Origin of the sequence: Streptomyces sp. 5K101, assembly GCF_046506645.1 — a bacterium.
Classification (GTDB): domain Bacteria; phylum Actinomycetota; class Actinomycetes; order Streptomycetales; family Streptomycetaceae; genus Streptomyces.
This window is the reverse complement of record NZ_JBKFFO010000001.1, coordinates 526,032-549,160: the sequence shown is the minus strand read 5'-3', so window position 1 is coordinate 549,160 and position 23,129 is coordinate 526,032. Positions and strand designations below refer to the sequence as shown.

Annotated in this window: 24 protein-coding genes and 5 pseudogenes; 11 read left to right on the top strand and 18 right to left on the bottom strand. The window is 71.1% G+C overall.

Annotated features, from left to right (window positions below; translation table 11 throughout):
- Positions 1–272: 272 nt before the first annotated feature.
- Both ACLB9X_RS02475 and ACLB9X_RS02470 read left to right on the top strand, forming a co-directional pair.
- On the top strand, positions 273–1,652 hold the full coding sequence (locus tag ACLB9X_RS02475) for a cytochrome ubiquinol oxidase subunit I (protein ID WP_410358502.1): 1,380 nt from the start codon (positions 273–275) through the stop codon (positions 1,650–1,652).
- A 29-nt stretch (positions 1,653–1,681) separates the two neighbouring features.
- Entirely contained in the window at positions 1,682–2,728 is a 1,047-nt protein-coding gene (locus tag ACLB9X_RS02470; RefSeq protein WP_410358501.1) for a cytochrome d ubiquinol oxidase subunit II, read from the top strand.
- Positions 2,729–2,889: 161 nt separating this feature from the next.
- Here ACLB9X_RS02470 and sdhB read toward each other — a convergent pair.
- From sdhB to ACLB9X_RS02430, 8 genes and pseudogenes are all read right to left on the bottom strand, one after another.
- Positions 2,890–3,348 (bottom strand): annotated as a pseudogene (sdhB, locus tag ACLB9X_RS02465) (succinate dehydrogenase iron-sulfur subunit); the annotation flags it as partial.
- Positions 3,254–3,835, bottom strand: a pseudogene (locus ACLB9X_RS02460) (cytochrome c oxidase subunit II); the annotation flags it as partial. The pseudogenes ACLB9X_RS02460 and sdhB, both read right to left, overlap by 95 nt.
- A 120-nt stretch (positions 3,836–3,955) precedes the next feature.
- Entirely contained in the window at positions 3,956–4,333 is a 378-nt protein-coding gene (locus tag ACLB9X_RS02455; protein ID WP_410358612.1) for a hemerythrin domain-containing protein, read from the bottom strand.
- A gap of 61 nt (positions 4,334–4,394) precedes the next feature.
- Positions 4,395–5,222 (bottom strand): cytochrome c oxidase assembly protein, encoded by an 828-nt coding sequence (locus tag ACLB9X_RS02450; RefSeq protein ID WP_410358500.1) that lies wholly within the window; start codon positions 5,220–5,222, stop codon positions 4,395–4,397.
- The gene (locus tag ACLB9X_RS02445) at positions 5,219–5,710 is read right to left on the bottom strand and encodes a DUF2243 domain-containing protein (protein ID WP_410358499.1); all 492 of its coding nucleotides are present in this window, start codon (positions 5,708–5,710) and stop codon (positions 5,219–5,221) included. The genes ACLB9X_RS02450 and ACLB9X_RS02445 overlap by 4 nt, the downstream gene beginning before the upstream one ends.
- A 306-nt stretch (positions 5,711–6,016) precedes the next feature.
- A complete protein-coding gene (locus tag ACLB9X_RS02440) occupies positions 6,017–6,280 on the bottom strand; it encodes a hypothetical protein (protein WP_410358498.1) in 264 nt (87 codons plus the stop codon).
- An 83-nt stretch (positions 6,281–6,363) separates the two neighbouring features.
- Positions 6,364–7,038 carry a hemerythrin domain-containing protein gene (locus ACLB9X_RS02435; protein WP_410358497.1) on the bottom strand — a complete coding sequence of 225 codons (675 nt, stop codon included), beginning with the start codon at positions 7,036–7,038 and terminating at the stop codon, positions 6,364–6,366.
- A 158-nt stretch (positions 7,039–7,196) separates the two neighbouring features.
- Positions 7,197–7,853 carry a RecQ family zinc-binding domain-containing protein gene (locus ACLB9X_RS02430; protein WP_410358496.1) on the bottom strand — a complete coding sequence of 219 codons (657 nt, stop codon included), beginning with the start codon at positions 7,851–7,853 and terminating at the stop codon, positions 7,197–7,199.
- Between the two features lie 357 nt (positions 7,854–8,210).
- On the opposite strand from ACLB9X_RS02430, the gene ACLB9X_RS02425 reads away from it, so the two are divergent.
- The 4 genes from ACLB9X_RS02425 (at position 8,211) to ACLB9X_RS02410 (ending at position 11,144) form a co-directional block, all read left to right on the top strand.
- Entirely contained in the window at positions 8,211–8,786 is a 576-nt protein-coding gene (locus ACLB9X_RS02425) for a hemerythrin domain-containing protein (RefSeq protein WP_410358611.1), read from the top strand.
- Positions 8,787–9,061: 275 nt separating this feature from the next.
- Positions 9,062–9,529, top strand: a complete 468-nt coding sequence (locus ACLB9X_RS02420) for a hypothetical protein (RefSeq protein ID WP_410358495.1) — start codon at positions 9,062–9,064, stop codon at positions 9,527–9,529.
- On the top strand, positions 9,526–10,701 hold the full coding sequence (locus ACLB9X_RS02415) for a zinc-dependent alcohol dehydrogenase (protein WP_410358494.1): 1,176 nt from the start codon (positions 9,526–9,528) through the stop codon (positions 10,699–10,701). Before ACLB9X_RS02420 ends, ACLB9X_RS02415 begins: the two co-directional genes overlap by 4 nt.
- 149 nt (positions 10,702–10,850) lie before the next feature.
- Positions 10,851–11,144 carry a hypothetical protein gene (locus ACLB9X_RS02410; protein ID WP_410358493.1) on the top strand — a complete coding sequence of 98 codons (294 nt, stop codon included), beginning with the start codon at positions 10,851–10,853 and terminating at the stop codon, positions 11,142–11,144.
- Positions 11,145–11,203: 59 nt separating this feature from the next.
- Here ACLB9X_RS02410 and ACLB9X_RS02405 read toward each other — a convergent pair whose 3' ends face one another.
- From ACLB9X_RS02405 to ACLB9X_RS02385, 5 genes are all read right to left on the bottom strand, one after another.
- Positions 11,204–11,698: a hypothetical protein gene (locus ACLB9X_RS02405; protein WP_410358492.1), complete on the bottom strand. Its 495-nt coding sequence runs from the start codon at positions 11,696–11,698 to the stop codon at positions 11,204–11,206.
- A gap of 584 nt (positions 11,699–12,282) precedes the next feature.
- The gene (locus tag ACLB9X_RS02400; protein ID WP_410358491.1) at positions 12,283–12,747 is read right to left on the bottom strand and encodes a ParA family protein; all 465 of its coding nucleotides are present in this window, start codon (positions 12,745–12,747) and stop codon (positions 12,283–12,285) included.
- Positions 12,701–13,000 (bottom strand): hypothetical protein, encoded by a 300-nt coding sequence (locus ACLB9X_RS02395; RefSeq protein ID WP_410358490.1) that lies wholly within the window; start codon positions 12,998–13,000, stop codon positions 12,701–12,703. Before ACLB9X_RS02395 ends, ACLB9X_RS02400 begins: the two co-directional genes overlap by 47 nt.
- 183 nt (positions 13,001–13,183) lie before the next feature.
- The gene (locus ACLB9X_RS02390) at positions 13,184–13,756 is read right to left on the bottom strand and encodes a helix-turn-helix domain-containing protein (protein WP_410358489.1); all 573 of its coding nucleotides are present in this window, start codon (positions 13,754–13,756) and stop codon (positions 13,184–13,186) included.
- Complete coding sequence (locus ACLB9X_RS02385) at positions 13,753–14,208, bottom strand: hypothetical protein (RefSeq protein WP_410358488.1); 456 nt, start codon at positions 14,206–14,208, stop codon at positions 13,753–13,755. The genes ACLB9X_RS02390 and ACLB9X_RS02385 overlap by 4 nt, the downstream gene beginning before the upstream one ends.
- Before the next feature lie 39 nt (positions 14,209–14,247).
- Here ACLB9X_RS02385 and ACLB9X_RS02380 point away from each other — a divergent pair, with 39 nt between their 5' ends.
- Positions 14,248–14,421, top strand: a complete 174-nt coding sequence (locus ACLB9X_RS02380) for a hypothetical protein (protein ID WP_410358487.1) — start codon at positions 14,248–14,250, stop codon at positions 14,419–14,421.
- 528 nt (positions 14,422–14,949) lie between these two features.
- Positions 14,950–15,075 (top strand): annotated as a pseudogene (locus ACLB9X_RS02375) (osmotically inducible protein OsmC); the annotation flags it as partial.
- 129 nt (positions 15,076–15,204) lie between these two features.
- Here the strand turns inward: ACLB9X_RS02375 and ACLB9X_RS02370 are convergent.
- From ACLB9X_RS02370 to ACLB9X_RS02355, 4 genes and pseudogenes are all read right to left on the bottom strand, one after another.
- On the bottom strand, positions 15,205–15,768 hold the full coding sequence (locus tag ACLB9X_RS02370) for a CGNR zinc finger domain-containing protein (RefSeq protein ID WP_410358485.1): 564 nt from the start codon (positions 15,766–15,768) through the stop codon (positions 15,205–15,207).
- Positions 15,769–16,044: 276 nt separating this feature from the next.
- A pseudogene (locus ACLB9X_RS02365) lies at positions 16,045–16,441 on the bottom strand (ATP-binding cassette domain-containing protein); the annotation flags it as partial.
- Positions 16,442–16,520: 79 nt separating this feature from the next.
- Positions 16,521–18,111: pseudogene (locus ACLB9X_RS02360) on the bottom strand (ABC-F family ATP-binding cassette domain-containing protein).
- Positions 18,112–18,519: 408 nt separating this feature from the next.
- The gene (locus ACLB9X_RS02355; protein ID WP_410358484.1) at positions 18,520–19,419 is read right to left on the bottom strand and encodes an Lrp/AsnC family transcriptional regulator; all 900 of its coding nucleotides are present in this window, start codon (positions 19,417–19,419) and stop codon (positions 18,520–18,522) included.
- 199 nt (positions 19,420–19,618) lie between these two features.
- Between ACLB9X_RS02355 and ACLB9X_RS02350 the strand changes: the two genes are divergently transcribed.
- The 3 genes from ACLB9X_RS02350 to ACLB9X_RS02340 all read left to right on the top strand — a co-directional run bounded on the left by ACLB9X_RS02350 (position 19,619) and on the right by ACLB9X_RS02340 (position 21,854).
- A complete protein-coding gene (locus ACLB9X_RS02350) occupies positions 19,619–20,620 on the top strand; it encodes a C-terminal binding protein (RefSeq protein WP_410358483.1) in 1,002 nt (333 codons plus the stop codon).
- Entirely contained in the window at positions 20,617–21,420 is an 804-nt protein-coding gene (locus tag ACLB9X_RS02345) for a class II aldolase/adducin family protein (RefSeq protein ID WP_410358482.1), read from the top strand. Before ACLB9X_RS02350 ends, ACLB9X_RS02345 begins: the two co-directional genes overlap by 4 nt.
- A gap of 110 nt (positions 21,421–21,530) precedes the next feature.
- A complete protein-coding gene (locus tag ACLB9X_RS02340) occupies positions 21,531–21,854 on the top strand; it encodes a nuclear transport factor 2 family protein (RefSeq protein WP_410358610.1) in 324 nt (107 codons plus the stop codon).
- A 390-nt stretch (positions 21,855–22,244) separates the two neighbouring features.
- Here ACLB9X_RS02340 and ACLB9X_RS02335 read toward each other — a convergent pair whose 3' ends face one another.
- Complete coding sequence (locus ACLB9X_RS02335; protein WP_410358481.1) at positions 22,245–23,024, bottom strand: SDR family oxidoreductase; 780 nt, start codon at positions 23,022–23,024, stop codon at positions 22,245–22,247.
- Between the last annotated feature and the right edge of the window lie 105 nt (positions 23,025–23,129).

The following is a 23,129-nucleotide window of genomic DNA, read 5'->3' as shown; positions in this document are numbered from 1 at the left end:
CTCTGCGGGCCTCGCTGCTCGGAGCCTGTGCCGATTGTGGCTGACGTCGCGTCGCTGCTGTGACATGCATGTCGGGTGCCATACCTTGGCGGCGTTGCCTGGCGGCGGCCAGCCGGTTCTACCCGGGTGTCGTGGGCGTGAGGTTCTCCACCGGGCGCGTTCCTGCACGTGGCGCGGAGGGCGGCCTGGTGGCTGCCGGGTTGCGGGCCATGGTGGTCTCATGTCCCGCGTGCCGGGTCTGCGCCCGATGTCTGCCGTGAGGAGGAATTCGGGTGAGCAGCACCGCGCTTGTGGGGGACGTGCTGTCCGCCGCCGAGGCAGGCGGCTTGGGGGCGGCGCGGTCCCAGATGGCGTTGTCGCTTGGCTGGCACATCATCGTCGCCTGCCTGGGGGTGGGGATGCCCGCGATCACCGTGTTCGCCGAGTGGCGCGGTCACCGCACAGGGGATGTGCACTACCGGCTGCTGGCGCGGCGGTGGGCGAAGGCGATGGGGGTGCTGTTCGCGGTCGGAGCGGTGTCCGGAACCATCCTGTCGTTCGAGATGGGCCTGCTGTGGCCCGGGATGATGGGCACCTACGGACAGGTCATCGGCCTGCCGTTCTCACTGGAGGGCATCGCCTTCTTCATCGAGGCGATCTTCCTCGGCATCTACCTGTACGCCTGGGACCGGCTGCCGCCCCGCCAGCACATGTTCACCGCACTGCCGATCCTCGTCGCGGGAGTGGCCAGCGCCTTCTTCGTGGTCGCCGCCAACGCCTGGATGCAGCAACCCGTGGGCTTCCAGATGCGGGGCGGCCGGGTCGCCGCCGTCGATCCCTGGGAGGCGATGTTCAATCCGGCGACCCCGCCGCAGACGGTGCACATGATCCTCGCCGCGTTCATGGTCGCCGGTTTCCTCATGGCCAGTGTGTACGCGGTCGCGATGCTGCGCGGCCGCCGCGACCGATACCACCGGCTCGGCTTCCTGGTGCCGTTCACGATCGCCGCCCTGGTGACCCCGGTGCAGATCGGGGTGGGTGACTGGGCGGCGCACTTCGTGGCGGACAACCAGCCCGTCAAACTCGCCGCCATGGAAGGCGTCTTCGATACCGCGCGCGGTGTTCCCCTGCATGTGGGCGGTATCGCCGCCGACGGCGAGATGCGCTACGCCCTGGAAATCCCCCGCGGGCTGTCCCTGCTGGCGCACTTCGACCCAGACGCGCAGGTCGCGGGGCTGAACGAGGTGCCGGCGCGTGACCGCCCACCCGTCAACATCACCCACTGGGCGTTCCAGATCATGGTGGGCTGCGGGTTCGCGCTGCTGGCCCTGTCCGGCTGGCTCGGCCTGGTGTGGCGGCGCCGCAAACGGCTTCCGGGCACCCGGTGGTTCCTGCGCGCCGCCGCGCTCTCCGGTCCGGCCGCGGTCCTGGCGCTGGAGTCCGGGTGGGTCGTCACGGAGGTGGGGCGCCAGCCCTGGATCGTCTACCGCGTCCTGCGGACCTCCGAGGCGGTCAACCCCGCATCCGGAGTGGTGTGGGGATTCGTGGTGGTCAGCGTCGTGTATCTGGTGCTGACCGTGGCCACGGTTTATGTGCTGCGCCGCCTGGCCCGTGACCAGCCGGTGCCGATCGCCCCGCAGGAGCGCGATGTCGCCGAGTTCAAGGTCGTCTGAGACGCCGAGCGGAAGGAAGGACACCGGTCATGTCGCTGCCCGAGACCATGCTGGCGGTGCTGTGGATCGGTCTGACCGCCTACGTGTTGTTCGGCGGCGCCGACTTCGGCGGCGGGGTATGGGACCTGCTCGCCGGAACCACCCGACGCGGCAGGCCCCAGCGCGACCTGGTGGAGCACTCCATCGGTCCCGTATGGGAGGCCAACCACGTCTGGCTGATCTTCGTCATCGTGCTGCTGTGGACCGGCATCCCGCCCGTCTTCGCCGCCATCGCCTCCACTCTCTACATTCCGCTGACCCTGGCCGCCCTGGGGATCATCGCCCGCGGTGCGGCCTTCGCCTTCCGCAAGGTCAGCGTCGAGATCTGGCAGCAACGCCTCTTCGGCGCCACCTTCGCCTTCTCCTCCCTGGCCACGCCCTTCTTCCTGGGCACCGTGGCGGGCGCGGTGGCCTCCGGCCGGGTCCCCGCAGGCATCACCCAAGGCGACACCGTATCCAGCTGGCTCAACCCCACCTCGCTGATCAGCGGGGCTCTCGCGGTGGGAACCGCCGCCTACCTCGCCGCGGTCTATCTCACCCGAGACGCCCAGCGAGCCGGTGATGCGCCGCTGACCGAAGCGTTCCGCCGCCGCGCACTGGTCACCGGCTTCGTCGTCGGTGTCCTGTCCGCGGCAGGGCTCGTCGTCCTGCACGCCGACGCACCCGCGCTCTACTCCGAACTCACCTCCGGCAGTGCCTTGCCCCTGTTGATCCTCTCCGTGGCATCGGGGCTGGTCTCCCTGGCGCTGCTGAGGTGGGGCCGGCACCTTTTGGCCGTGCGGCTGACAGCCGCCCTGGCCGTCGCCGGCCTGCTGTGGGGCTGGGGAATCGCCCAGTACCCCCGGCTGCTGCCCGGCGTCACACTCCAGGACGCCGCCGCCACCGACACCGTCCTGTCGGCCAGCCTGGTCTCGCTGGCCGTCGGAGCAGTCCTCCTGCTGCCGTCCCTGTGGTGGCTGTACGCCACCTTCCAACGCGACCATCCCCAGCCGGCCGAAGAGGCTGACGGACCGACCCACAGAGACAGCAGCACGTGACGGCGCTCATCGCCGGCTGCATCAACGGCAGCACGTGAAAGCGCCCGTCACCGGCCGTACGTACCGACACCGAGTCGGCTGGAAAGCCCCCAGCGCAGGTACCAGCGCAGCCGAATGGGTCCTCGCCCGGGCCCGAGCCGGCGGCGTCGGCGCGCTGCCGGTCAGATGCGGCGTGTGATCAGTGCCCGCTTCACTTCCTGGATCGCCTTCGTGATGGCGATGCCACGCGGACACACGTCGGTGCAGTTGAAGATTGTGCGGCAGCGCCACACGCCGTCATTTCCGTTCAGGATCTCCAGCCGCTGCTCACCGCCCTCGTCCCGGCTGTCGAAGATGAAGCGGTGCGCGTTGACGATCGCCGCCGGACCGAAGTACTGCCCGTCGGTCCAGAAGACCGGGCACGACGATGTGCACGCGGCGCACAGGATGCACTTGGTCGTGTCGTCGAAGCGCTCCCGATCCTTCGCGGACTGGATGCGCTCCCGTGTGGGCTCGTTGCCGGTCGTGATGAGGAACGGCATCACGTCCCGGTAGCCCTGGAAGAACGGCTCCATGTCCACGACCAGGTCCTTCAGCACGGTCAGGCCCTTGATGGGCTCGACTGTGATGGGCTTGCCCGGTGCTGTACCTGTCCGGAACGATCCTCAGGTCGGGATCGGCGTTCGCGTTGCCCGTATCTGCCTTGCCGTCCACGTTCTCGATGTAGTTGAAGCCCCAGCTCCACTGGAAGCCGACCACGCCGATCGTGTGGGCCGGCCGTTCGGAGAGCGCGAGGAGCTCGGCCTCGTCGCGGGCGGTGAAGTAGAAGAGGACCGAGACGATGATCAGCGGAACCGTGGTGTACAGCGCCTCGATCGGCATGTTGTACCGGGTCTGCGGGGGAACCTCGACCTTCGTCCTGCTGCGCCGGTGGAAGATCGCCGCCCACAGGGTCAGCCCCCAGACCACCACTCCCACGGCCAGCGCAGCCGCCCAGGACCCCTGCCACAGGGAAAGGATCCGCGGAGCGTCCTCCGTTACCGGGGTGGGCATCCCCAGGCGGGGGAAATCCTTGTACGTACAACTGGTGGCGGTCGCCAGGACCAAACCCGCAGTCAGTGCCTGCACGGGCGCCCAGCGCGCGGCGTGTGCCCTGCTTCCGTTTCGCTGTCTCTCCCAAAGGCGGCCAGCCAACGTTGCGACGCCGACGAAGCCGACTCCGGCCCGTCGGGGGAGTCGGCGGCCCCCTCAGCCCAACGTCCCGGGAGAGGTCCCCGCCGGCTGCAACACGGCGAATCCCGTGCCCCCGCACGGTAGAGCAGCCACCGGGACTCGGTGCCGCTCCTCGGCCCAGGCGTGCCGCATCACGTCGAGGCGCACCTGCAGCTCGGGCGGGAACTTCGGGCCGTCGGTATCCATCCCGTCCAGGCAGGACAACAGCTCCCTGGCCTCGCGTTCCTCACGCAGCCGTTCCTCAACCACCTTCTCGCCGCCCGGCCCTGCCCGGCGGGTGAAGGGATGGATCACCTCCTCCTCGGCCGTCTCGTGCACGGCGAGCATGCGGACGAGGCGGCGAAAGGCGGCCCGCCGCTCGTCCCCGGTGGTCTTCTCCACCTCGTCGAACAGATTGCGGATGTCGCCGTACTGGCGCCCTGCGGACGGTCACCGAGTGCCCCAGCTGCACTGGTCAACCTCTGTTTGGAGCCGGTCGGGCAGCTCCACGTCGGGTGCGACGGGCACGGGCACGTCCGCCGGCCGTGTACCAGCCCACCCCCAGCACCACCGCCAAGGCCGCATCCACCACATCGCCGCCGTAGTACATCCACTGGACGCCGCTGTGTAGGTCGGCAGCAGCGAAGTCGGTGCCGGGCGGCGGCGATGCGTACAGGGTCTTGGCGAGCACCGCGTGCGCGGCGCCGACGGCCAGCAAGGTGGCACCGCGTACGGCGACACTCCAGCGACGGCGCACCGGATCGAGTTGGCACACGGCGAAGGTGAACACGAGCCCTGCCGCCAGCATGTGCGGGTGCACCACACCGTGGAGCAACGGGTGCTGCCGCACGGCCGCAAACAGCTCCGTCCGATACAGCAGCCAGAGGCCGCCCACGTCCAGCAGAGCCGCCAGCGGTGGGAGGACGAGCCAGCCGACGGGACGGGACCGCGCGAGGACCAGCAGGCCCCGCCGGGCCCGGCCGGGCCCGAGGGCTCGCAGGGCGAGGGTGAGGGGGCGGGCCACGACGAACAGCAGCGGGGCGGCCATGCCCACGACGAGGTGCTGGATCATGTGCCCGGTGAACGGTCCTCCCGGCACGGCTCCCCACGACGCCCAGGCCGTACCGACGCCCCCGGCGGTGAACGACACATCCCGCCATCGGGGCCAGGCATCCCCGCGGCGCCGCAGACGCCCCGCGGACAGCAGATACGCCACCGCCACCAGCAGCGCGGCCACGACGGTGAGCAGCTGGCCCGTCCCAGGTCCGGTGGCCGGGCCGGGGTGGACGTGCGCGAGTGTCACGACGCCGACCCGGCCCCGCTGCGGCGGGCCGCACGCACGGCCAGGATCACGCCGATGAGCAGCAGGACCAGGCCGGCGATGTTCCACGCCCAGTCGTACGGAGTGACATCCACCCCGTAGCGGATCTGGTGCAGACGCAGCAGCTTGTGATCCACGATCCCGTCGAACAGCTGGAAGACGCCCAGCCCGAGGAAGAAGCCCGACCACGCGTGGGCCGGCACCAGGGCCCCGCGGCGGCGCAGATCGGCGTAGAGGAAGAACCCCGCGATCAGACCCAGCAGTTCGGCGGTGTGCAGCAGTCCGTCGGACAGCAGGCCCACGCCGGAGGTGGAACGATCGTAGAAGTGGTGCCACCCCAGGATCTGATGGAAGACGATCTCGTCGACCGAGGCCATCACCGCCGCCCCGATCAGCGCGCAGACGGCCATGGACCTGCGGGTCGCGGAGCCGGTGCCCGGTGCGGTGTCGGACCGGACGGAGTCGCTCATGGCTCTTCCTTCCCGCTGTACGACGACGTCGGCTGGGGATGCCCGGCGCCGGGTACCCGCCAGGGCAGGGCCAAGCACAAGTGCACCGGCCCTCAGGGGAGAGGAGAACACGCTTCAGGACAGGGACGGGGAACGCCGCCCATGCTCGACGTCGCAGGAGTGGGAGGCCGGTTCCCGCGCCAACCGGCATCGCGGCGGTCACTCGGCCGGCGGCACAGCGAGGACTGGGCGGATTCGGCACGCGGACGGCCAGTCGTCCGGCCGGGAAGCCTGCTGGGCGATCACCGTTGCCGGGCGGTGTCTTCCCTACGTCGATGTCGTGGTCTCGTCGCCCTCTCCGGTGTCCGGTTCGGCGCGCTTTTCGGCGCCCGTCTCCCAGTAGCCGGGGTCGTCGCCCGCGACCCGGCCCACGAAGACGTCGTTGGGCGTAGTCCCCGTCGTGCTGTGCCGGTCCGCCGCCTCGGTGTCCGGCTTACCGCCCGTGTCCTCCGACCGACCCGAACGGACGTCTGCGGAGGGCTCGGCCGTGCGACTCCCCAGGTGTTCGCGGACCCATGACCACACGGACATGATGCCTGCCGATCCAGAAGATGCGTGCGACGTCGACGGCGTGCCCGTGGTGCCCTCGGCACTCAGCGCCGCACGCGGGTGGTTCACCGTCGTTTGCGGCGCATCGCGACGGCCGCGAGCAGCACGAGAACCCCGGCGAGCCCGGTGAAGACTTTCTTGGCAGTGGCCATGGGCGTGCTCAGTCCGAACGCGTCGCGCATCCGGTCGTAGAGACCGAGCGGCACACCCAGGACCGCGTTGCCGGGCGGGCGCCGCGGGATGACGGGGTGGGGGTGGGTGGGCGCGCTGCGTCGCACCGTGTCCCATGCCGTGCCGAGCCGGCGCAGCTGCGCGGCGGGCAGCGCTTCCTGCAGCCGGGGCAGCACGAGGTCCTCCTCGTCGCGGATGTCCTGCCGTATCAGCGCGAAGACCCGCCGTACCTTCTCCTCACGCTCAGGAGAACCCGGACTCAGGCGTTCGATGTCGGCGACAAGATCGTTGATCTGCTGATGTTCCTCCTCGACCCGCAAGGTCAACTCGTGCCCGTCCTCGACCGAGCGCCGGACGGCCGGCCACAGCACGGTCTCCTCGGCGAAGGCATGGCTGAAGACCAGCTGGACGGTCTCCTGCAGGACCCGTTCGCGGTCCTTGCCGTCCGCCAGGGTCGAATAGCGGTCCATCAACCTGTCCATCTCGGCATGATCACGGCGTTGCCGGGCCAGCACGCTGCTCGGGCCGCCCAGTTGCTCAACCGTCTGCTCTTTGATCGTCTCGGGCATGGCTCTCTCTCCTCTGCGCAGACCGGCCGCGACGCCCGTCCGCCCGAGCGGCTGCCGACAGTGTCCAGTGGCGGGTACCCCGACGCGGCGCGGCCCACCGCTTGTGGTGTTTTCACCCTGCTCGGCCCGGTCACGGCCCGGCCCGGTCGCCGGGCACGTCAGGTGCCGGTCAGCAAGTCGCCCTCCTGTACTGCTGTCAGGGACAGCGTCTTGTAGCCGACCTGCTCGAACAGCACGACGAGGCGGTCCTCCTCCGTGCGCATCACGGTGCCCGCACCCCACTCCGCGTGGCGCACGCGGTCGTTCGCCGCATAGGGCCCGCCGTGCCCGGGCGGGGGAGCGGCGTCGCGGTGCCCGGCCCCGGTGGCGGGGTGCTCGTCCTCGCGGTCGCACACGTCGCACCGCCCGCACGGTGCGTCGAGCTGCTCGCCGAAGTAGCCCAGAAGGTACTGGCGGCGGCAGGTGGGCGTCTCCGCGTAGCCGCGCATCATCTCGATGCGCGACCGGTCGACGCGGCGCCGCCGCTCGAACACCCGTGCCGCCTCTTCGGCGGCCTCGTCCGCCATGCGGCCAGGCAGGGCCCGGACTGCACGGCGCCTGCCCTCGACGGTCACCGCTCCCGCCTCTTCCAGCAGGTTCAGCAGATCGCTGGTCTTCCGGCGCGACAGGCCGCACAGCTGCGCCGTGCGGCTACGGCTCTGCGGGGCGTCCTGGCCGAGCAGCGTGGTCATGATCCGGCGCAGTGCGTCGTCGTCCAGGGCCCGGGCGGTGAGGAACTTCTGCAGTCCCAGGTCCTCGGGGCGGTAGAACAGCACCGCGCGGGCCGGCTCCCCGTCCCGGCCGGCGCGCCCCCGAACCGCTCCCGGGCGACGCGGCGCAGCTCGCCGATCCGGTCGTGCACGCCCATCGCGACGCCCCCTTCACGGCCCGGCACTCCTGAGACCCGGCCCGGGTACCCCCGTGACCGGCCGCGATGCGGAGCGGCGCGCGGCAGCCGTGTGAGGTCGGGATCACGGCTGCTCAGTCCGGGTGATCACCTGCGCCGTTCGGCCCCGCTCGGTCGCGGCCGCCCATCACCAGGGAGAGCCTGGGACGGAGCCCAGCTGCCCGCTGTCCACGGGCCGACGCAGCTTCGGGACTGCACCCCAAGGGAGACTCTCTTGACCGACGCCATGCCCCACCTCGACGACACCGGCGAGAACGACGACGTCGTGGCACTGCTGAAGCAGCAGCACAACCACATCCGTAACCTCTTCGCCGAGGTCGAGAACGCCACCGCCGACGACCGGGCGGAGGCGTTCCGCAGACTCGTCCGCCTGCTGGCCGTCCACGAGACCGCCGAGGAGGAAGTGGTCCACCCCTCAGCCCGCCGTCTGCTGCAGGACGGTGAGCAGGTGGTCGACGACCGTCTCGAGGAGGAGCGGGCCGCGAAGGAGACGCTGAGCCGACTCGATGACATGGACCCCGACGACCCCGGGTTCATGCCCGCCTTGCGCGAACTGCGCGCGGACGTGCTCCAGCACGCGGCCTCGGAGGAACAGTACGAGTTCCCCGGGCTGCGCGAAAAGGCCGGAGCGCAACAGCTCGCCCTGATGGCCACGGCTGTCCGTGCCGCCGAGGCCATGGCGCCCACCCGCCCGCATCCGGGAGTCGAGACAGCGGCGGAGAACATCGCCGTCGGACCCGTGGCAGCCGTGATCGACCGGACTCGTGACGCCGTCCGCAAGGCGATGGGCCAGGACAGCTGATCAGGTCGGAACAGAGTGGCCCACACCGGCCCGCGCCTGAGCAGCTCAGCGTCGCGCTCGTCCCGGACGCCGGCCGGCGGATCGGCACGACGTGAGCATCGGACGTCGGGGAGATTGCACGCCTGAGTCGGGGTACTCGCCGCGCACCGCGGCACGCTACGAGGAAGAAGGCCCCCATGACCACGCGCACGCGCATGGGCCTGACCGCCCGGAGCGCTGCTCACCCGCCGTATCGATCATCCGTCGTACCTGATCATCTGAGGATGTGATTATCCATGACGCTCCGGAAATCACTGTGGGCAGCCGCCGCGGGGCTCACCGCGGGTGCCGTCCTCGCCCTGCGGCGCTCGATGGCACGTCCGGCGGACCCGGCCGCCGCGGACCGCTGGCTCACGGTGACGATCAACCGTTCACCTGCCGACATCCAGGCCGACAAGCTGCCGACGCCGCTGCAGGAGTACGGCGACCGGATCGAGACGCGGATCCGACCCGCGCCGGGCGACCGGGGCACCGAAGTGGCGGTGCGCCTGAAGGACGTGCCGTCGGATGCCTTGTCCGTGCCCGCACGGCTCACGGGCCAGGATCCTCGTCAGGATCTGCGCCGTTCCCTGCGTGAAGCGAAGGCGCTGCTGGAAGCGGGCGAGGTCCTGCTGCCGGACACACCGCCCACCACCCACGACACCCCCGGCGGGAAGCTCGTGGGGCTGCTGAGCCGCCGCGCGGGCGGGGAGGGAGTGCTGTGAAGGCGCTGTGCTGGGAAGGCGTCAACAAGCTCGCCGTGGAACAGGTGCCGGATCCCGTCCTGCGCAACGACCAGGACGTGATCGTACGGCTCATCGCCGGCACCACCTGCGGTTCGGATCTCCATCTCATCGGCGGCTACATCCCCTTCATGCGGTCCGGGGACGTCATCGGGCACGAGTTCCTGGGGGAGGTCGTCGAGGTCGGCTCCGGGGTACGCCGGCACAAGCTCGGGGACCGGGTGGTGGTCTGCTCGTTCGTCGGCTGCGGACGCTGCTGGTACTGCACCCACGACCTGTGGTCGCTGTGCGACAACACCAACACCAACCCCGGCATCGGCCAGGCCCTCTTCGGCGCCGACACCGGCGGCATCTTCGGCTACTCGCACGCCATGGGAGGACTGCGCGGCAGCCACGCCGAGTACGTACGCGTCCCCTTCGCCGACTACGGCGCCTTCCCCGTCCCGCAGGGCATCGACGACACCAGCGCCCTGTTCGTCTCCGACTCGGTCCCCACCGGATGGATGGGCGCCGACCTGGCAGGGGTGAAACCCGGCGACGTCGTCGCCGTGTGGGGCTGCGGGGCGGTCGGCCAGATGGCGGCGCGCGCTGCCATCCTGCTGGGCGCAGAACGCGTGATCTCCATCGACCGGATTCCCGAGCGCCTGGAGACGACCGAGCGGCACATCGGCAGCGAGGTCATCGACTACACGACCACCGACGTCGGCGCGGAACTGCGCGAGCGCACCGGAGGCCGCGGCCCCGACGTGTGCATCGAGGCGGTCGGCATGGAAGCCCACAGCGACAGCCCCGTCCACCTCTACGACCAGGCCAAGCAGCAGCTCCGGCTCCAGACGGACCGCCCCACCGCCGTACGGCAGGCCATCCACGCCTGCCGAAAGGGCGGCACGGTCTTCGTCCTCGGCGTCTTCGCCGGCGCCGTCGACAAGTTCCCCCTCGGCGCGGTGATCAACAAGGGCCTGACCGTGCGGGGCGCCCAGCAGCACGGCCAGCGCTACATCCCGATGCTGCTGGACCGGCTGGCGGCCGGAGAACTGAGCACGGCACACCTGGCGACCCATACCGTGCCTCTGGACGAGGCGCCGCGGGCATACGACATGTTCAAGGAGAAGAAGGACGGCTGCGTGCGCGCGGTGATCCGGCCGGGCGGCTGACCGTGGCCCACCGCAGGCGGCCCCTGTCCCGTCTGCGCAGGTGGGGATCCGGTCCACAATGAGCACGACGCCACGCCGCCGCCCCCGGATGCGGCAGCCGGGTGCTGTGACTGCTGGACCACCTGGAGCGTGAGCCCAGGGCTGGCGTGGTGATCTACGAGATCCGCAAGGGGGCGGCGCTGGTGCATCCGGCGCATCCGCTGACGGTGCAGGTGCCGATTGGCAGCTGGTTGTCGACGGCGGTACTGGACCTGTGCCCCGGCTCCTCCCGTGAGGCGGTCCTGCTGGTCTGCGTCGGTCTGGCCGCCGCCGCTGCCTCCGACGACGAGCTCGGCGAGGACCTGCTGGCGCGATACCGCGCCAGCAGGTCCTCGCCGAGCAATATTCCGCCCGGATGCTCCATGCTTCGATCGCTCGGTGGTGGCCCAGAGACTCACTTCTGACGCCGGCCCGTCCCCCCTTGGCGATCTCGAGGCGGCCGACTTGACGACTCCCGGGTATGTCAGCTCTTTCCCATCGCCTTGCGGACAGCGTCCTTCGTGCGGTCCATGAGTGCGGCCACCGGACCGAGGGCCACGTTGGCAGTGGCCGACTCGACACCGGGGTGCGGCCGGGTCGGAGCCATCGCCTCGGCGGCTTTGACGGCCTTGGCCACGGCGGCGAGGTTGGTGACGTCGGTGCTGCGGCGGATGTGGGCGAACTCGTAGCGTTCCTCCGCCCGCGCGTGCTCCTGCACCTCGGTGCACGGCTGCATCAGCCGGGGCATGAACTTGGGGTCGTCGGTGTCCATGTCGTCCAGGGCCGCCAGCGTTTCCTTCGCCGACTTCTCCTCCGCCAGGCGATCCCTGACGACCTGCTCGCCACCTTCGACCGCCCTGCGGACGAAGGGGTGGCGCGCGATGATGCGCTGGTTGAGAACGACGGCGGTCTCAGGAATGTCCTTGGGACGGCCGGATCCCTGAGCCCACGGTGTTCCTTCGCTGGGCGCTGCCTGCATTGCACGTCCTGTTCCTGGTGAGCCCGTGGAACATCGGTCCTCACGGGAAACCCGCTGCTGCCTGATGCCGGCGGAGCTGCCGGGCGAAGCGCCACCTCGGCGGCCGGGGCTGCGCCAGGAGCCCAGCCAGGGAGTGCTGGGGAACGGGCTCGGTCGGCTGCGTGGGCTGGACCGCATGTGCTGCGGGCTCGGGAGCCGCGAGCACATTCGGCACGTGCGTCTCCATTGTCTCCCCAGCGGATTCCATCCTGGCCCCCGGGGCGGCGACGCCCAGCTGACCGGCGTCTGGCTCCGGCACGGGGCCGCTCCGCGTGACCTCAACGGTCGGCTGGGCGGAGGTCTGTGCCACTTCGGGCACCGCCTCGGTCCGGCCCTGTGCCGATGCCTCGGCTGGAACGGCGGAAGGAGCGGGCTGCACCTGCGCCTCGCCCGCAGTGGGACGGTCTTCGCCCTGGGCGGCGGCCTGTTCGGCGGCGTACTGCTCGGGGGTGAGCTCGGCGGCCGGGGGAGGGGGCGGCGGGGCAGCCTTCTTGGCCCCGCCCAAAGTGGGCCGGCGCGGCGGGCCGGGGGCTTCTTACGCTCGCTCATGCCGTGAGCTCCTTCATCAGCTCGGCGTACTCGCTCAGCTCGGTCGGGATCTCGCCGAAGGCCTCCATGTAGTGCACCCAGGAGTGGATGACGGTCTCGGCGAGCGGGAACGGCTCGTCGCGGTCCGGGCCGATGCCCTCACCCTTCTCGGGCTCCAGCAGCTTGTCCCTTGCGTTGCGGGGCAGGCTGGTGCGGTCGTCCGCCTTGACCAGCACCACGTGGGCGGTGACGTCACGCTCGTTGCGTGCGGCGGCGCGCTCGGCCTCGTCGAAGGTGGCTACGAGCTTGCGGCGCTCGATCTTGGTGGGGGCGACTGGCACGAGCAGCAGGTTCGCCTCGGTAACAGCCTCGTGGAAGATGCGGGCGCTGCCGCCGCCGGCGTCGACCACGATCGCGCCGAACTCGGATCGCTTCTCACGGATGTACTCGGCGATGTCGTCGAACGGGTACCGCTCGACCACCAGGTTGGCCGGGATTTCGAAGCCCTCGGCCTGCCTGGGCGACCTTGAACCAGTCGTAGGCGGACTGGCTGGTGGCGTCGGCGTCCAGCAGCAGCGTCGGCAGGTTGAGGACGACGGCGTAGTAGAGGGCGATGAACCAGGCCGAGGTGGTCTTGCCGGTGCCGCCCTTGAGCATGCCGACGACGATCACGAAGGCGTCCCAGGTGCGGGCTGTGGCCGCCGCCAGGGTCTTGATACGGGTGTTCTCGTTCACGTGTGCTTGATCTCCTGAAACTGGAAAGGTGCGTTGACTTGCGGGAATCGACGACGTCGACGCAGGCTTCGGGCGTGGCGGCGTGTGGGGGAGCCCTCGCTGGGCAACTGCGGCCGGGATGGTGGATTGGCGGGTCGTTGGGCCGAGTGGCACGTCGGGGGATACATGCGAGGACGGACGCGCTCATGGCCGTTTCCTCATGTCGCGGGCCGAGCCGTGACTGTGCTGGGGCCGCATGCGGGTGCCCGCTTGGTGCAGGAGCCGGTAGACGGTGGCGACGGAGTAGTTGCACTCCTGGGCGAGTTCCGAAACCGTGGCGCCGGCCTCATACCGTGCCCGCAGGGACAGCGCGAGCTTCTGCCGCTCGGCGGCCCGCACTGCGGCGCGCATCCGCAGCGTCTGCTGCGTGGTGCGCACAGCGCCACCGGCTTCGATCAGCAGGCGCCGGGCAACACGCCTCGTCCCAGTCCCCGCCGCGGCGAGCTCGGTGAGGGTCGCGCCATGTTTCTCGTACAGGGTGCGCAGATGGGCCGCGAGACGCTGGCGCGCCTGCGGATCCTGGCGCATCCGACGGGTCTGCCACGACGTACGCATCTCGGTCCCGGCATCGTGCAGCCGGTTGAGGACCGTGCCGTACGACAAGCCACTGGCGGCGATGAGTTCGTCGACCGTGGCGCCGGACTCGTACTGCTTGCGCAAGGCCTCGGGCGTCACCGCCTCGCTCGCATCGGATGTGACTGGGGGCTCTGGGTTCATGCGGCGGACTCCCATTCACTGAGGGCTTCGGCATGGGCGGCGGCCAGCTCGTCGTAACTGCGCTGGTCCGATGGGGTGATGAGGATCAGCCGACCGTCGGTGGCCACGCGCCGTTCGGAGTCAGGGCGGCCCGTGACCGGGTCGAGGACGCGACCGCCCGCGACGTGCCAGGCGGAGGGGATCTCGTCGGGGCGGGGCGCCGGGACGGGAGCCTCCTCGGCGGTCTGCCGCTCACTGGCGTGGTGCAGGGGCCCGCCCGCGATCTCGGCGAAGTTCAGATGCGCCCGCAGCACGCGCAGTGCGGTCCGTCCTCGCTCCCCGCGCCAGGGCGTCGTCTCGATCCGGTCGCGCAGTGCAGCGAGAACCTCGTACGCCTCGTGCCGGGAGCCCAGCACCTTGGTGCTGTCGACCGCGGCCCAGGCGCTGGCCCACACCCGGCGGATGTACTCCACGGCACGCGACTGCCCGGAGCGCAGCGCGATGTGCCGGGCGTGACGTCCGCCCTCGTGGTCGGGGTGCAGCAGCAGCCGGATCAGCTCATCGACGGTTCCACCGGCGCGCGCGACGTGGCAGGCGATGGCCGCAGTGATCCGGTGCCCGTGCTCGGCCGCGCCCTGACGGTCCGCGCCCGGATCACGTTCCGGCCGTCGGAGCCGAGGCTGTAGCTCCCCACCGCGTAGCGGCCGGTGAGGTCTCCGAGCAGGATGAGGTCAGCCGCGGCTCGGGGCAGCCGGTGAAGTCCCAGTCGCTCGCTTGGGTGAAATGTCCGTCGGGATGGGTCTGCCTGGTAGGTGTTCTGTGGCACTGTGGGGTCGTCTCGCAAGGACGTGGACGCCACCCAGGCCCGCTAAAACCACGGGTGGTGCCCGGAACCGACCTCCAATCGGTGCCAGGCGAAGCCTCCAGGATGGCCGTCCTGGAGGCCTTCGTATGCCTGGCTCCTCAGCGGAGGCAGGCGTCCCCATCGCGGCTCGACCGAGGAATACCCGGCGTACAGCCCGACTCGTCTGCCATCAGGCCCTGGGCCGGTCTTTCCGATCGGTCGGGGCCCGTTTTTCGTGGCACCGACAAGACGCTCGGCTCGGCGCCCCAACGGCCCGACGACATCACCACCTTGACTGGTGACGCACACACCTGCCATCATCGCGTCACCGACTTAACCGGTGATGCCAAAGCGTCCCGGTCGGCAGCGCGTTCTCGGCGGTGTCGACCAGGCCACCGCCGAGGAACTCGCGCACGCCGCCCACCAGATCTGCCCGTACTCCAAGGCCACGCGCGACAACATCCCGGTCACCATCAACGCCGGCGTCGCCGCCTGATCCGTCCCCCCTTGACCGCGGGTCCCGTGTTCCCCCACACGGGACCCGCACCCGCGCGACGACGGGCTCGTCCTGCGACTGCCCGGGCCGGCGGGACGCGACCGCGAGGCCCCTCGCCCAGGCGGGAGGTCAGCGCGCGGTCGCCGAGGGCTCGGTCTTCTTGCGGGCGCGGTACGCGGCGGCCTTGATCTTGTTGCCGCAGGACTCCATGCCGCACCACTGGCGCCGCATGCCCCGGGAGCGGTCGATGTAGACCCGGGTGCACTCGGGGTTGCCGCACTCCTTCATCAAGGGGACGTCCGGGCCGCTGAGCAGTTCCACGGCCTGGCGGGCCACGGTCGCCAGCGCCTGCTCGGGCGTCGCCTCGCTGTGCCGGCCCGTCAGTGTGAGCTGCGGCGTCACGGGGGTCTTGCGGGCGGCGGCGTTGACCACGGCGAGCGCCTCGCGGTCGAACTCCTCGTCGAGGCGACGGTTGGTGACGAGCCGGTATATGGCCTCGCGCACCGTCGTCGCCTCCCGGACGTCGTCCTCCTCGCCGGGAGTGATCGCGTCCACCAGCCCGGACTCCAGGTACCAGGCATTCAGACGCTCCGGCGTCACGAACATCTCGAACCGGGCCGAGCGCCGGGCCCGGAGGGTGGCCGCGAAGTCGAGGGCCGGGTTCCCGCACACGAATACATGGTCAAGATTCACATCACCATCTTGACAGGTGACTCCTGGTCAAGCAAAGAAGCGTCACCGTTTCAGGTGGTGCCCCTGGCGGGAGCGGGGTCGAGAGCGTACGGCGTCAGGACCGTGATGGGTCGGCGTCATCTCCTCCCTTCGGTCACGGCCCGGTTCCAGACGCAGTTCCCGGCCCTGCCACCGTCGGCGCAGCCAGCGGTCGTGGCTGGCCACGACGATCGCGCCGGGGCCCGCGCCCAGCGCGTCCTCCAGCTCGTCGCACAGCCGGGGAGACAGGTGGTTGGCCTGGGCGTGTTCCAGCCGCCTGCCGTAGGCGTCGAGGAGTTCCTGATGGCCGGGGCCGTCCTCGGGGACGAGGGCCAGCCGCTCGCCGAGCCGTTCCAGCTCCGCGAGGTCGTCGCGGGCCTCGCGCAGCGCCTCGTCCAGCACCGTGGCGATGGTCGCGGTGGCGTCGAAGGGCATCTCCTGGCGCAGGAAGCCCAGTGCGGGAGGGCGGGAGACGCTTCCGGCGTCGGGTTCGTCCACGCCTGCGAGCACGCGCAGCAGGGTGGACTTGCCGACGCCGTTCTCCCCGATCAGGCCGGCGGTGGCCGGGGGAGGCGGTCAGGGAGACGCCGTCGAGGACGCGGCGGCCGCCCAGATGGCGGACGAGGTCGTGGGCGAGCAGAGCGGGCTGGGGCACGGAGAACCGTCCAAAGGTGATCGGTGGTCGGCCGGCCGCGTACGGCCTCCGGACGCGGGCCACTGCACGCATCGGCGGCTCACACCGCGGGAGCTCCCGTTTCCGTGAGTGTGCCGTCGGCCAGCCGGAGCCGGCGGTTCACGCCGATCTCGGCGAGGAACCGCTCGTCGTGGCTGACCACCCATGAAGGCGCCCTGGTAGGAGTTGAGCGCGCTCTCCAGCTGGCCCGCGCCGACCAGGTCGAGGTTGTTGGTCGGCTCGTCGAGCAGCAGCAGGTGGGGGGCCGGTTCGGCGCACAGCACGCAGGCGAGGGTGGCGCGCAGGCGTTCGCCGCCGGACAGGACGCCGACCGGCAGGTGTGCCCGCGCGCCGCGGAAGAGGAAGCGGGCGAGCAGGTTCATCCGCTCCGCCTCGACCCGCTCCGGCGCGAACGCGGCGAAGTTCTCCGCCACCGTGCGGTCCGGGTCGAGCAGGTCCAGACGCTGCGAGAGGTAGGCGATCCGGCCGTCGTTGCGCCTGATCTCCCCGCCGTCCGGGGCGATTTCGCCGGTGATCAGACGCAACAGGGTGGTCTTTCCCGCGCCGTTGGGTCCGGTCAGCGCGATGCGCTCGGGGCCCCGGACGGTCAGGTCGCCTTGCCGAGGAAGAGGTTGCGCCCGGCGGGCACCTGGGTGGCGGGCAGGTCCAGGGTGATGCGCTGCTCGTCGCGCAGCGCGCGTCCGGCTTCGCTGAGCCGGGCCTTCGCCTCGCTGACCCGGGCCGCGTGCATCTGGCCGGCCCGGCCCGCGGACTCCTGCGCACCCCGCTTCATGTTTCCGGCGAAGATACGGGGCAGGCCGGCGCTCTTGAGGTTGCGCGCGGCGTTGCTCGCGCGGCGCTCGGCGCGTTCACGGGCCTGCTGCATCTCCCGCTTCTCGCGCTTCAGCTCCTGCTCGGCGTTGCGGACGTTCTTCTCGGCGACCTCCTGCTCGGCGCGTACGGCCTCCTCGTACTCGGTGAAGTTGCCGCCGTAGAAGCGCAGTTCGTCGTTGCTGAGTTCGGCGATGCGTTCCATGCGGTCCAGCAGTGCGCGGTCGTGGCTGACCAGCAGCAGGCAGCCGGTGAAGTCCGACAGCACGTCGTAGAGCTTGTGCCGGGCCTGAAGATCCGGGTTGTTGGTGGGCTCGTCGAGCAGCAGCACGTCGGGACGCCTGAGCAGCTGGGCGGCGAGGCCGAGCGAGACGACCTGGCCGCCGCTGAGCGTGCTCAGGCTGCGGTCCAGGGCGATCTCCGTCAGGCCGAGACGGTCGAGCTGGGCGCGGGTGCGCTCCTCGATGTCCCAGTCGTCACCGATGGTGGTGAAGTGCTCCTCGCTGACGTCCCCGGACTCCACGGCGTCCAGGGCCCGGACCACCGCTGCCACCCCGAGCACCTCGGCGACCGTGAGATCGCCGGTCAGGGGGAGGCTCTGGGGGAGATGGCCGAGCGTGCCGGCGACGGACACCGAGCCGGTGGCGGGCTTCAGTTCGCCGGCGATCAGCTTGAGGAGGGTGGTCTTGCCCGAGCCGTTGGGGGAGACGAGGCCCGTACGGCCGGTGGTCACGGTGAAGGACAGGTCGTGGAAGACCGGGGTGTCGGTCGTCGGGCCAGGCGAAGGACAGGTTCGAGCAGACGACGGACGCGTCGGACATGGAGATGACCTCGAAGGGTGAGGGCAGAGAGCAGACTCCTGCCCTGGCAGACAGGGGAAAGGGGGGTACGACGAAACGGACCACATCGCCGGCGCTCCTGAGCACCGGCCGGTGGCCGTCAGATCCGGATCTCACCCGGAGATGTCGTCTTCACCCGCCATGTCTGCGACTCCTCGATACCCGTGGATACACGTTCCAGGTCGCTCGCAGCCTAGCAGTCGTCGTCCCGTGCCACGTCGGCAAAGGGGCGGAGGTGTGTGCACACCGAAGCATCGTCACTGTTTGAACAAGTGAAAATATCCAGGCGGCTCGACAGTGTTCACGCGCGTGGGCTCGCCTGGTCGGTGGCCGGCGACCCGGGCGCCGCTTCCAGCTTCCGGTGCGTCTCCCCGTCCCGGCACTGACGGATCAGGCGGCCGGGCCGCCCAGGTCGTACCGTTCCTTGACCAGCTCCAGGTGCACCCAGCTCTCCACCCCGCGCACGCCCGCGCGGCCCCGCATCTCGTCGAGGGTCGCGCGCACCGTCGCGAGCGACTCGGCGGTGATCGTGCCGACGAGCTCCGCCCGGCCGACGCACGCCGACAGGAACGACACCCGCTCCAGGCCGGCCAGCGCGTCGGCCACCGGCTCCCGCGCGCCCTCGACCCGTACGGCGAAGCCGCAGAGGTAGCCCATGCCCAGCAGTTCGGGACGCACCAGGGCCAGCACCTTCACCACGCCGCCGTCCAGCAGCCGCAGGGTGCGCGAGCGGGTGGCCCCCGGGGACAGGCCGACGCGTTCGGCGAGGTCCGCGAAGGGCAGGCGGCCGTCCCGTTCGAGTTCGTCGAGGATCTGCCGGTCCGTCTCATCGAGCTCGGGTACGTCGGTCAAGGCCGCGAGCAGGTAGGGGTCCTTGAGGTGCTCGATGCCGATCAGCGGGTCGACGACCGACACATCCGCCAGCGACCGGACCCGCTCGATGGCCCGGTCCAGTGCGTCGAAGCCCTCGGTGCGCAGCTCGGCCATGACGGCGCGCTGCCCGGCCGTGAGGGAGACGAAGGGGGCCTCGGGCATCGCCGCGATCTCGCGGGCGACGGTCTCCGCCGGCCCGCGGGTGTCGATCGACAGGTGCGCGGATGCCGTCAGCCCGCGCACGGCCGGATGGACCACGGCGACGACCCGTACGGCCCCGGACTCGAGCAGCCGCTGCACGCGTGCGCGGGTCGCCGGCCTCGACAGGCCCACGCGCTGCGCCAGCGTCTCGTAGGCGAGGCGGCCGTCGGTCTGCAGTTCGCGGACGACGGCCAGGTCGATGCGGTCCAGATCCACCTGGGCTGATCCCCTCGGCTCAGTGGCCCCGCCGCGTGTCGCGCCGGGGTCCGCTGACATTCTCGGGCACCGTGCGCGCCGTGCGCCCCGTCGGTGACCGGCCGCACCGACTTTCGTGGCGGGCAGAAGTAGACAATCGAAGGAGACGAATCGTAAGTTCAATCCATCACTGACCGACGAATCATCTGCGGAGGATCGTATGTGGCGGCCCGTCGTCGTCTTCACCGACACCGAGGACCTCGATCCAGGACCCGGTGCCCGGCTGCTGGCCGACGCCGGCTTCGACGTACGCCTTGCCGACAGCCGCAACCCCGATGTCATCGCGCGGGCCGGAGCGGACGCCGTGGCGCTGATCGTCGGCTACGCGTGCATCGACGCCGCGCTGCTCGACCGCCTGCCCCGGCTGCGGATCCTGGCCACCATGTCGGCCGGCTTCGACATGGTCGACACCGCGGAGGCCCGGCGCCGCGGCCTGTGGGTGGCCAACCTGCCGGACGCGGCCACCGAGGACGTGGCCGTCCACGCCCTCGCGAGCGCCCTGTCACTGGTGCGCCGGCTCCCGCAGGCCGACGCCGTCGTCCGGTCCGGTGGCTGGAACGGGGAGTTCGTGGCCGTCGAACTGCCGCGCCGAACCAGCGATCTGACCCTGGGGCTGGTCGGTCTCGGCCGCATCGCCCGCCACCTGGCCGCTCTCGCCGCACCGGTCTTCGGCGGCATCGCCGCGTACGACCCGCACGCGGCGGACGAGCACTGGCCGGCCGGCATCCGGCGGTACGCCGACCTCGACGCCCTCGCGGCGAACTCCGACGTGCTGTCCCTGCACGTCCCGCTCACACCGCGGACGCAGGGGCTGGCCGACGCGCGGCTGCTGGGCCGGATGCGGCCGGGCAGCTTCCTCGTCAACGTCGCCCGCGGCGAACTCGTCGACCCGGCCGGCCTGCTGGACGCCCTCGACAGCGGGCGGCTCGCCGGTGCCGCGCTCGACGTCTTCCCCGTCGAACCGCCGCCGGCGGACGACGCGCTGCGCCGTCACCCGCGCATCCAGCTGTCGCCGCACAGCGCCTACCTCTCCGACACCTCGCGCCGCGCGTACGTGTGCAAGCCCGCCGAGAACGTCATCGCCTGGCTGCGCACCGGCCGCCCGCTGACCCCCGTGGTCGACCCGTCGACCACCGTCCCCGCCCAAGGAGCCACCGCATGACCGCCGACCTGGCGACGACCGCCGCCGCCTCCGCCGCTGCCGCTGCCTCCGCCGCTGCCGCCGAGGAACTGCGGCTGCGCCGCGAACTCGCGGCCGTGTACCGGCTCCTGGCGCACTTCCGGATGACCGACCTGATCTTCACCCACATCTCGCTGCGGCTGCCGGGCCCCGAGCACCACTTCCTCATCAACCCCTACGGGCTCCTCTTCGAGGAGATCACCGCCTCCAACCTGGTGAAGATCGACCTGGCGGGCAACCCCGTCGAGCCCACCCCGTACCGGGTGAACCCGGCCGGATTCGTCATCCACAGCGCCATCCACGCCGCCCGCGCGGACGCCCACTGCGTCCTGCACACCCACACCAAGGCGGGCTGCGCCGTCGCCGCGCAGGAGGGCGGGCTGCTGCCGCTCAACCAGATGTCGATGGAGTTCCACAACCGCGTCGGCTACCACGACTACGAAGGCGTCGCCCTCAACCTCGACGAGCAGCGGCGGCTCGTCGCGGACATCGGCGGGCACCCGGCGCTGATCCTGCGCAACCACGGCCTGCTGACGGTGGGTGAGAGCGCGGCCCAGGCGTTCCTGCGCATGTACTACCTGGAGAAGGCGTGCGAGATCCAGGTCACCGCGCAGGCCGGTGGCGGACCGCTGGTCCTGCCGCCCGCCGACGTGTGCGAGTACACCGCGCGGCAGCTCGCCGGCGAGGCGGACGCGGACTTCCAGGACGGGGACGCGTACGACCTGGCGTGGGCGGCGATGCTGCGGCTCCTCGACCGGATCGCCCCCGACTACAAGGACTGACCCGCCCGGACGAGCGGGCCGACGCCCGGGTGGCCGCCGCCGGAAGGTGGCGCGCGGCGGGGCGGTGTACCGATGAAGGCGACCCACCCGTGAGCGGAAGGACCACCGCCGTGCCCATCGCCGTCAGCAAACTCACCGAGCCCGCCGTCCGCGCCTTCGTCGCCGCCGTCAACGCGCACGACCGCGCGAGCTTCCGTGCCGCGCTCACGCCCGGTGCCACCATGTCCGACGACGGCAGTGAGCGGGACGTCGACGAGTGGACCGAGAGTGAGATCTTCTCGTCGAACGGCCACATGGACATCGAGAAGCAGACGGCCGACGGGCTCGGCCTGGTCGCCCGCTACCGCAACGACACGTGGGGCGAGATGCGCACCACGTGGCGTTTCACCGTCGAGGACGGGAAGGTGGGCCGCTTCGAAACGGGCCAGGCCTGATCCGTCGCTCCTCGGCGCGTCCCCCTGGGTCCGAGGCGCGCCCTTGGCCGTCGGACCTGCGCCGCCGAGGTCGTGACCGGCTCCCGGCCCCCGGCCGGCCCTCGGCTGCGGCTCCGCCGCCCCGGCCTTGGCCACCGGGCTTGTGTTGCGGGGTCCTCGGTACCGCCCTCCGGCCGTCGGGCCTGTGCCGCCGGTTCCCCCCAACCGGCCCCGGCCGCCGGACCTGAGCCGCGCGACCCTCGGCCGTGGCCCACGGCCCGCCCCCCGGGCCTGCCCATGGCCCGGGCCAAACCGCGGCCCGGGCCCAGCCGCCGCCCCAGGCCCCCCGGGCCCAACCCAGGCCCCCCGGGCCCAACCCAGGCCCCCGAGCCTAACTCAGCCCCCGGGGGCCTAGCCGCGGCCGATGAACGGCATCTTCGTCGCCAGCACCGTCGCGAACTGGACGTTCGCCTCCAGGGGGAGCTCCGCCATGTGGCGTACGGTACGGGCCACATCGGCCGCGTCCATCACCGGCTCGGCCGCCAGTTCGCCGTTCGCCTGGAGGATGCCCGTCTGCATCGCCTGGGTCATCTCCGTCCCCGCGTTGCCGATGTCGATCTGGCCGCAGGCGATCGAGTACGGGCGCCCGTCCAGTGAGATGGACTTCGTCAGCCCGGTCAGCGCGTGCTTCGTCGCCGTGTACGGCGCCGAGTGCGGGCGCGGGACCTGCGCCGAGATCGAGCCGTTGTTGATGATCCGGCCGCCCTGCGGGTCCTGGTCCTTCATCTGGCGGAACGCCGCCTGCGCGCACAGGAAAGCACCCGTCAGATTGACGTCCACCACCTTGCGCCACGCGGAGTACGGCACGTCCTCGAAGGGGATGCCGCCGGGGCCGAACGTGCCCGCGTTGTTGAACAGCAGATCCACCCGGCCGTAGCGCTCGCGGACCGCCGCGAACAGCGCGTCCACCGCGGCCGGGTCGGTCACGTCCGTCGGCACGCACAGCACGTCGGCGCCCGGGCCCGCCAGCGCCGCCGTCTCCTCCAGGGCCTCGGCGCGCCGGCCTGCCAGCGCCACCGCCCACCCGGGGTGCGCGCCCGTGCCATGCGCGGCGGCCGCCAACTCCAGTGCCACGCTGCGGCCGATGCCCGAGCCCGCGCCCGTCACCACCGCGATCCTCACAGCGTTCATGGGGCGCAGCGTACGCGCCTGTGCCCGGCACGGATCTCATCCGACCGCCATGCGGATGTTGTGTCCTCGACAACGCCGATTCGTCACCGGCCACTCCAATGCGAC

Excerpts from the sequence above, each read along its gene's own strand:
- ACLB9X_RS02470 (WP_410358501.1), top strand. The coding sequence starts at position 1,682 with ATGTCGCTGCCCGAGACCATGCTGGCGGTGCTGTGGATCGGTCTGACC.
- ACLB9X_RS02445 (WP_410358499.1), bottom strand. The coding sequence starts at position 5,710 with ATGAGCGACTCCGTCCGGTCCGACACCGCACCGGGCACCGGCTCCGCG.
- ACLB9X_RS02440 (WP_410358498.1), bottom strand. The coding sequence starts at position 6,280 with ATGTCCGTGTGGTCATGGGTCCGCGAACACCTGGGGAGTCGCACGGCC.
- ACLB9X_RS02435 (WP_410358497.1), bottom strand. The coding sequence starts at position 7,038 with ATGCCCGAGACGATCAAAGAGCAGACGGTTGAGCAACTGGGCGGCCCG.
- ACLB9X_RS02425 (WP_410358611.1), top strand. The coding sequence starts at position 8,211 with ATGCCCCACCTCGACGACACCGGCGAGAACGACGACGTCGTGGCACTG.
- ACLB9X_RS02420 (WP_410358495.1), top strand. The coding sequence starts at position 9,062 with ATGACGCTCCGGAAATCACTGTGGGCAGCCGCCGCGGGGCTCACCGCG.
- ACLB9X_RS02405 (WP_410358492.1), bottom strand. The coding sequence starts at position 11,698 with ATGCAGGCAGCGCCCAGCGAAGGAACACCGTGGGCTCAGGGATCCGGC.
- ACLB9X_RS02390 (WP_410358489.1), bottom strand. The coding sequence starts at position 13,756 with ATGAACCCAGAGCCCCCAGTCACATCCGATGCGAGCGAGGCGGTGACG.
- ACLB9X_RS02350 (WP_410358483.1), top strand. The coding sequence starts at position 19,619 with ATGTGGCGGCCCGTCGTCGTCTTCACCGACACCGAGGACCTCGATCCA.
- ACLB9X_RS02345 (WP_410358482.1), top strand. The coding sequence starts at position 20,617 with ATGACCGCCGACCTGGCGACGACCGCCGCCGCCTCCGCCGCTGCCGCT.
- ACLB9X_RS02335 (WP_410358481.1), bottom strand. The coding sequence starts at position 23,024 with ATGAACGCTGTGAGGATCGCGGTGGTGACGGGCGCGGGCTCGGGCATC.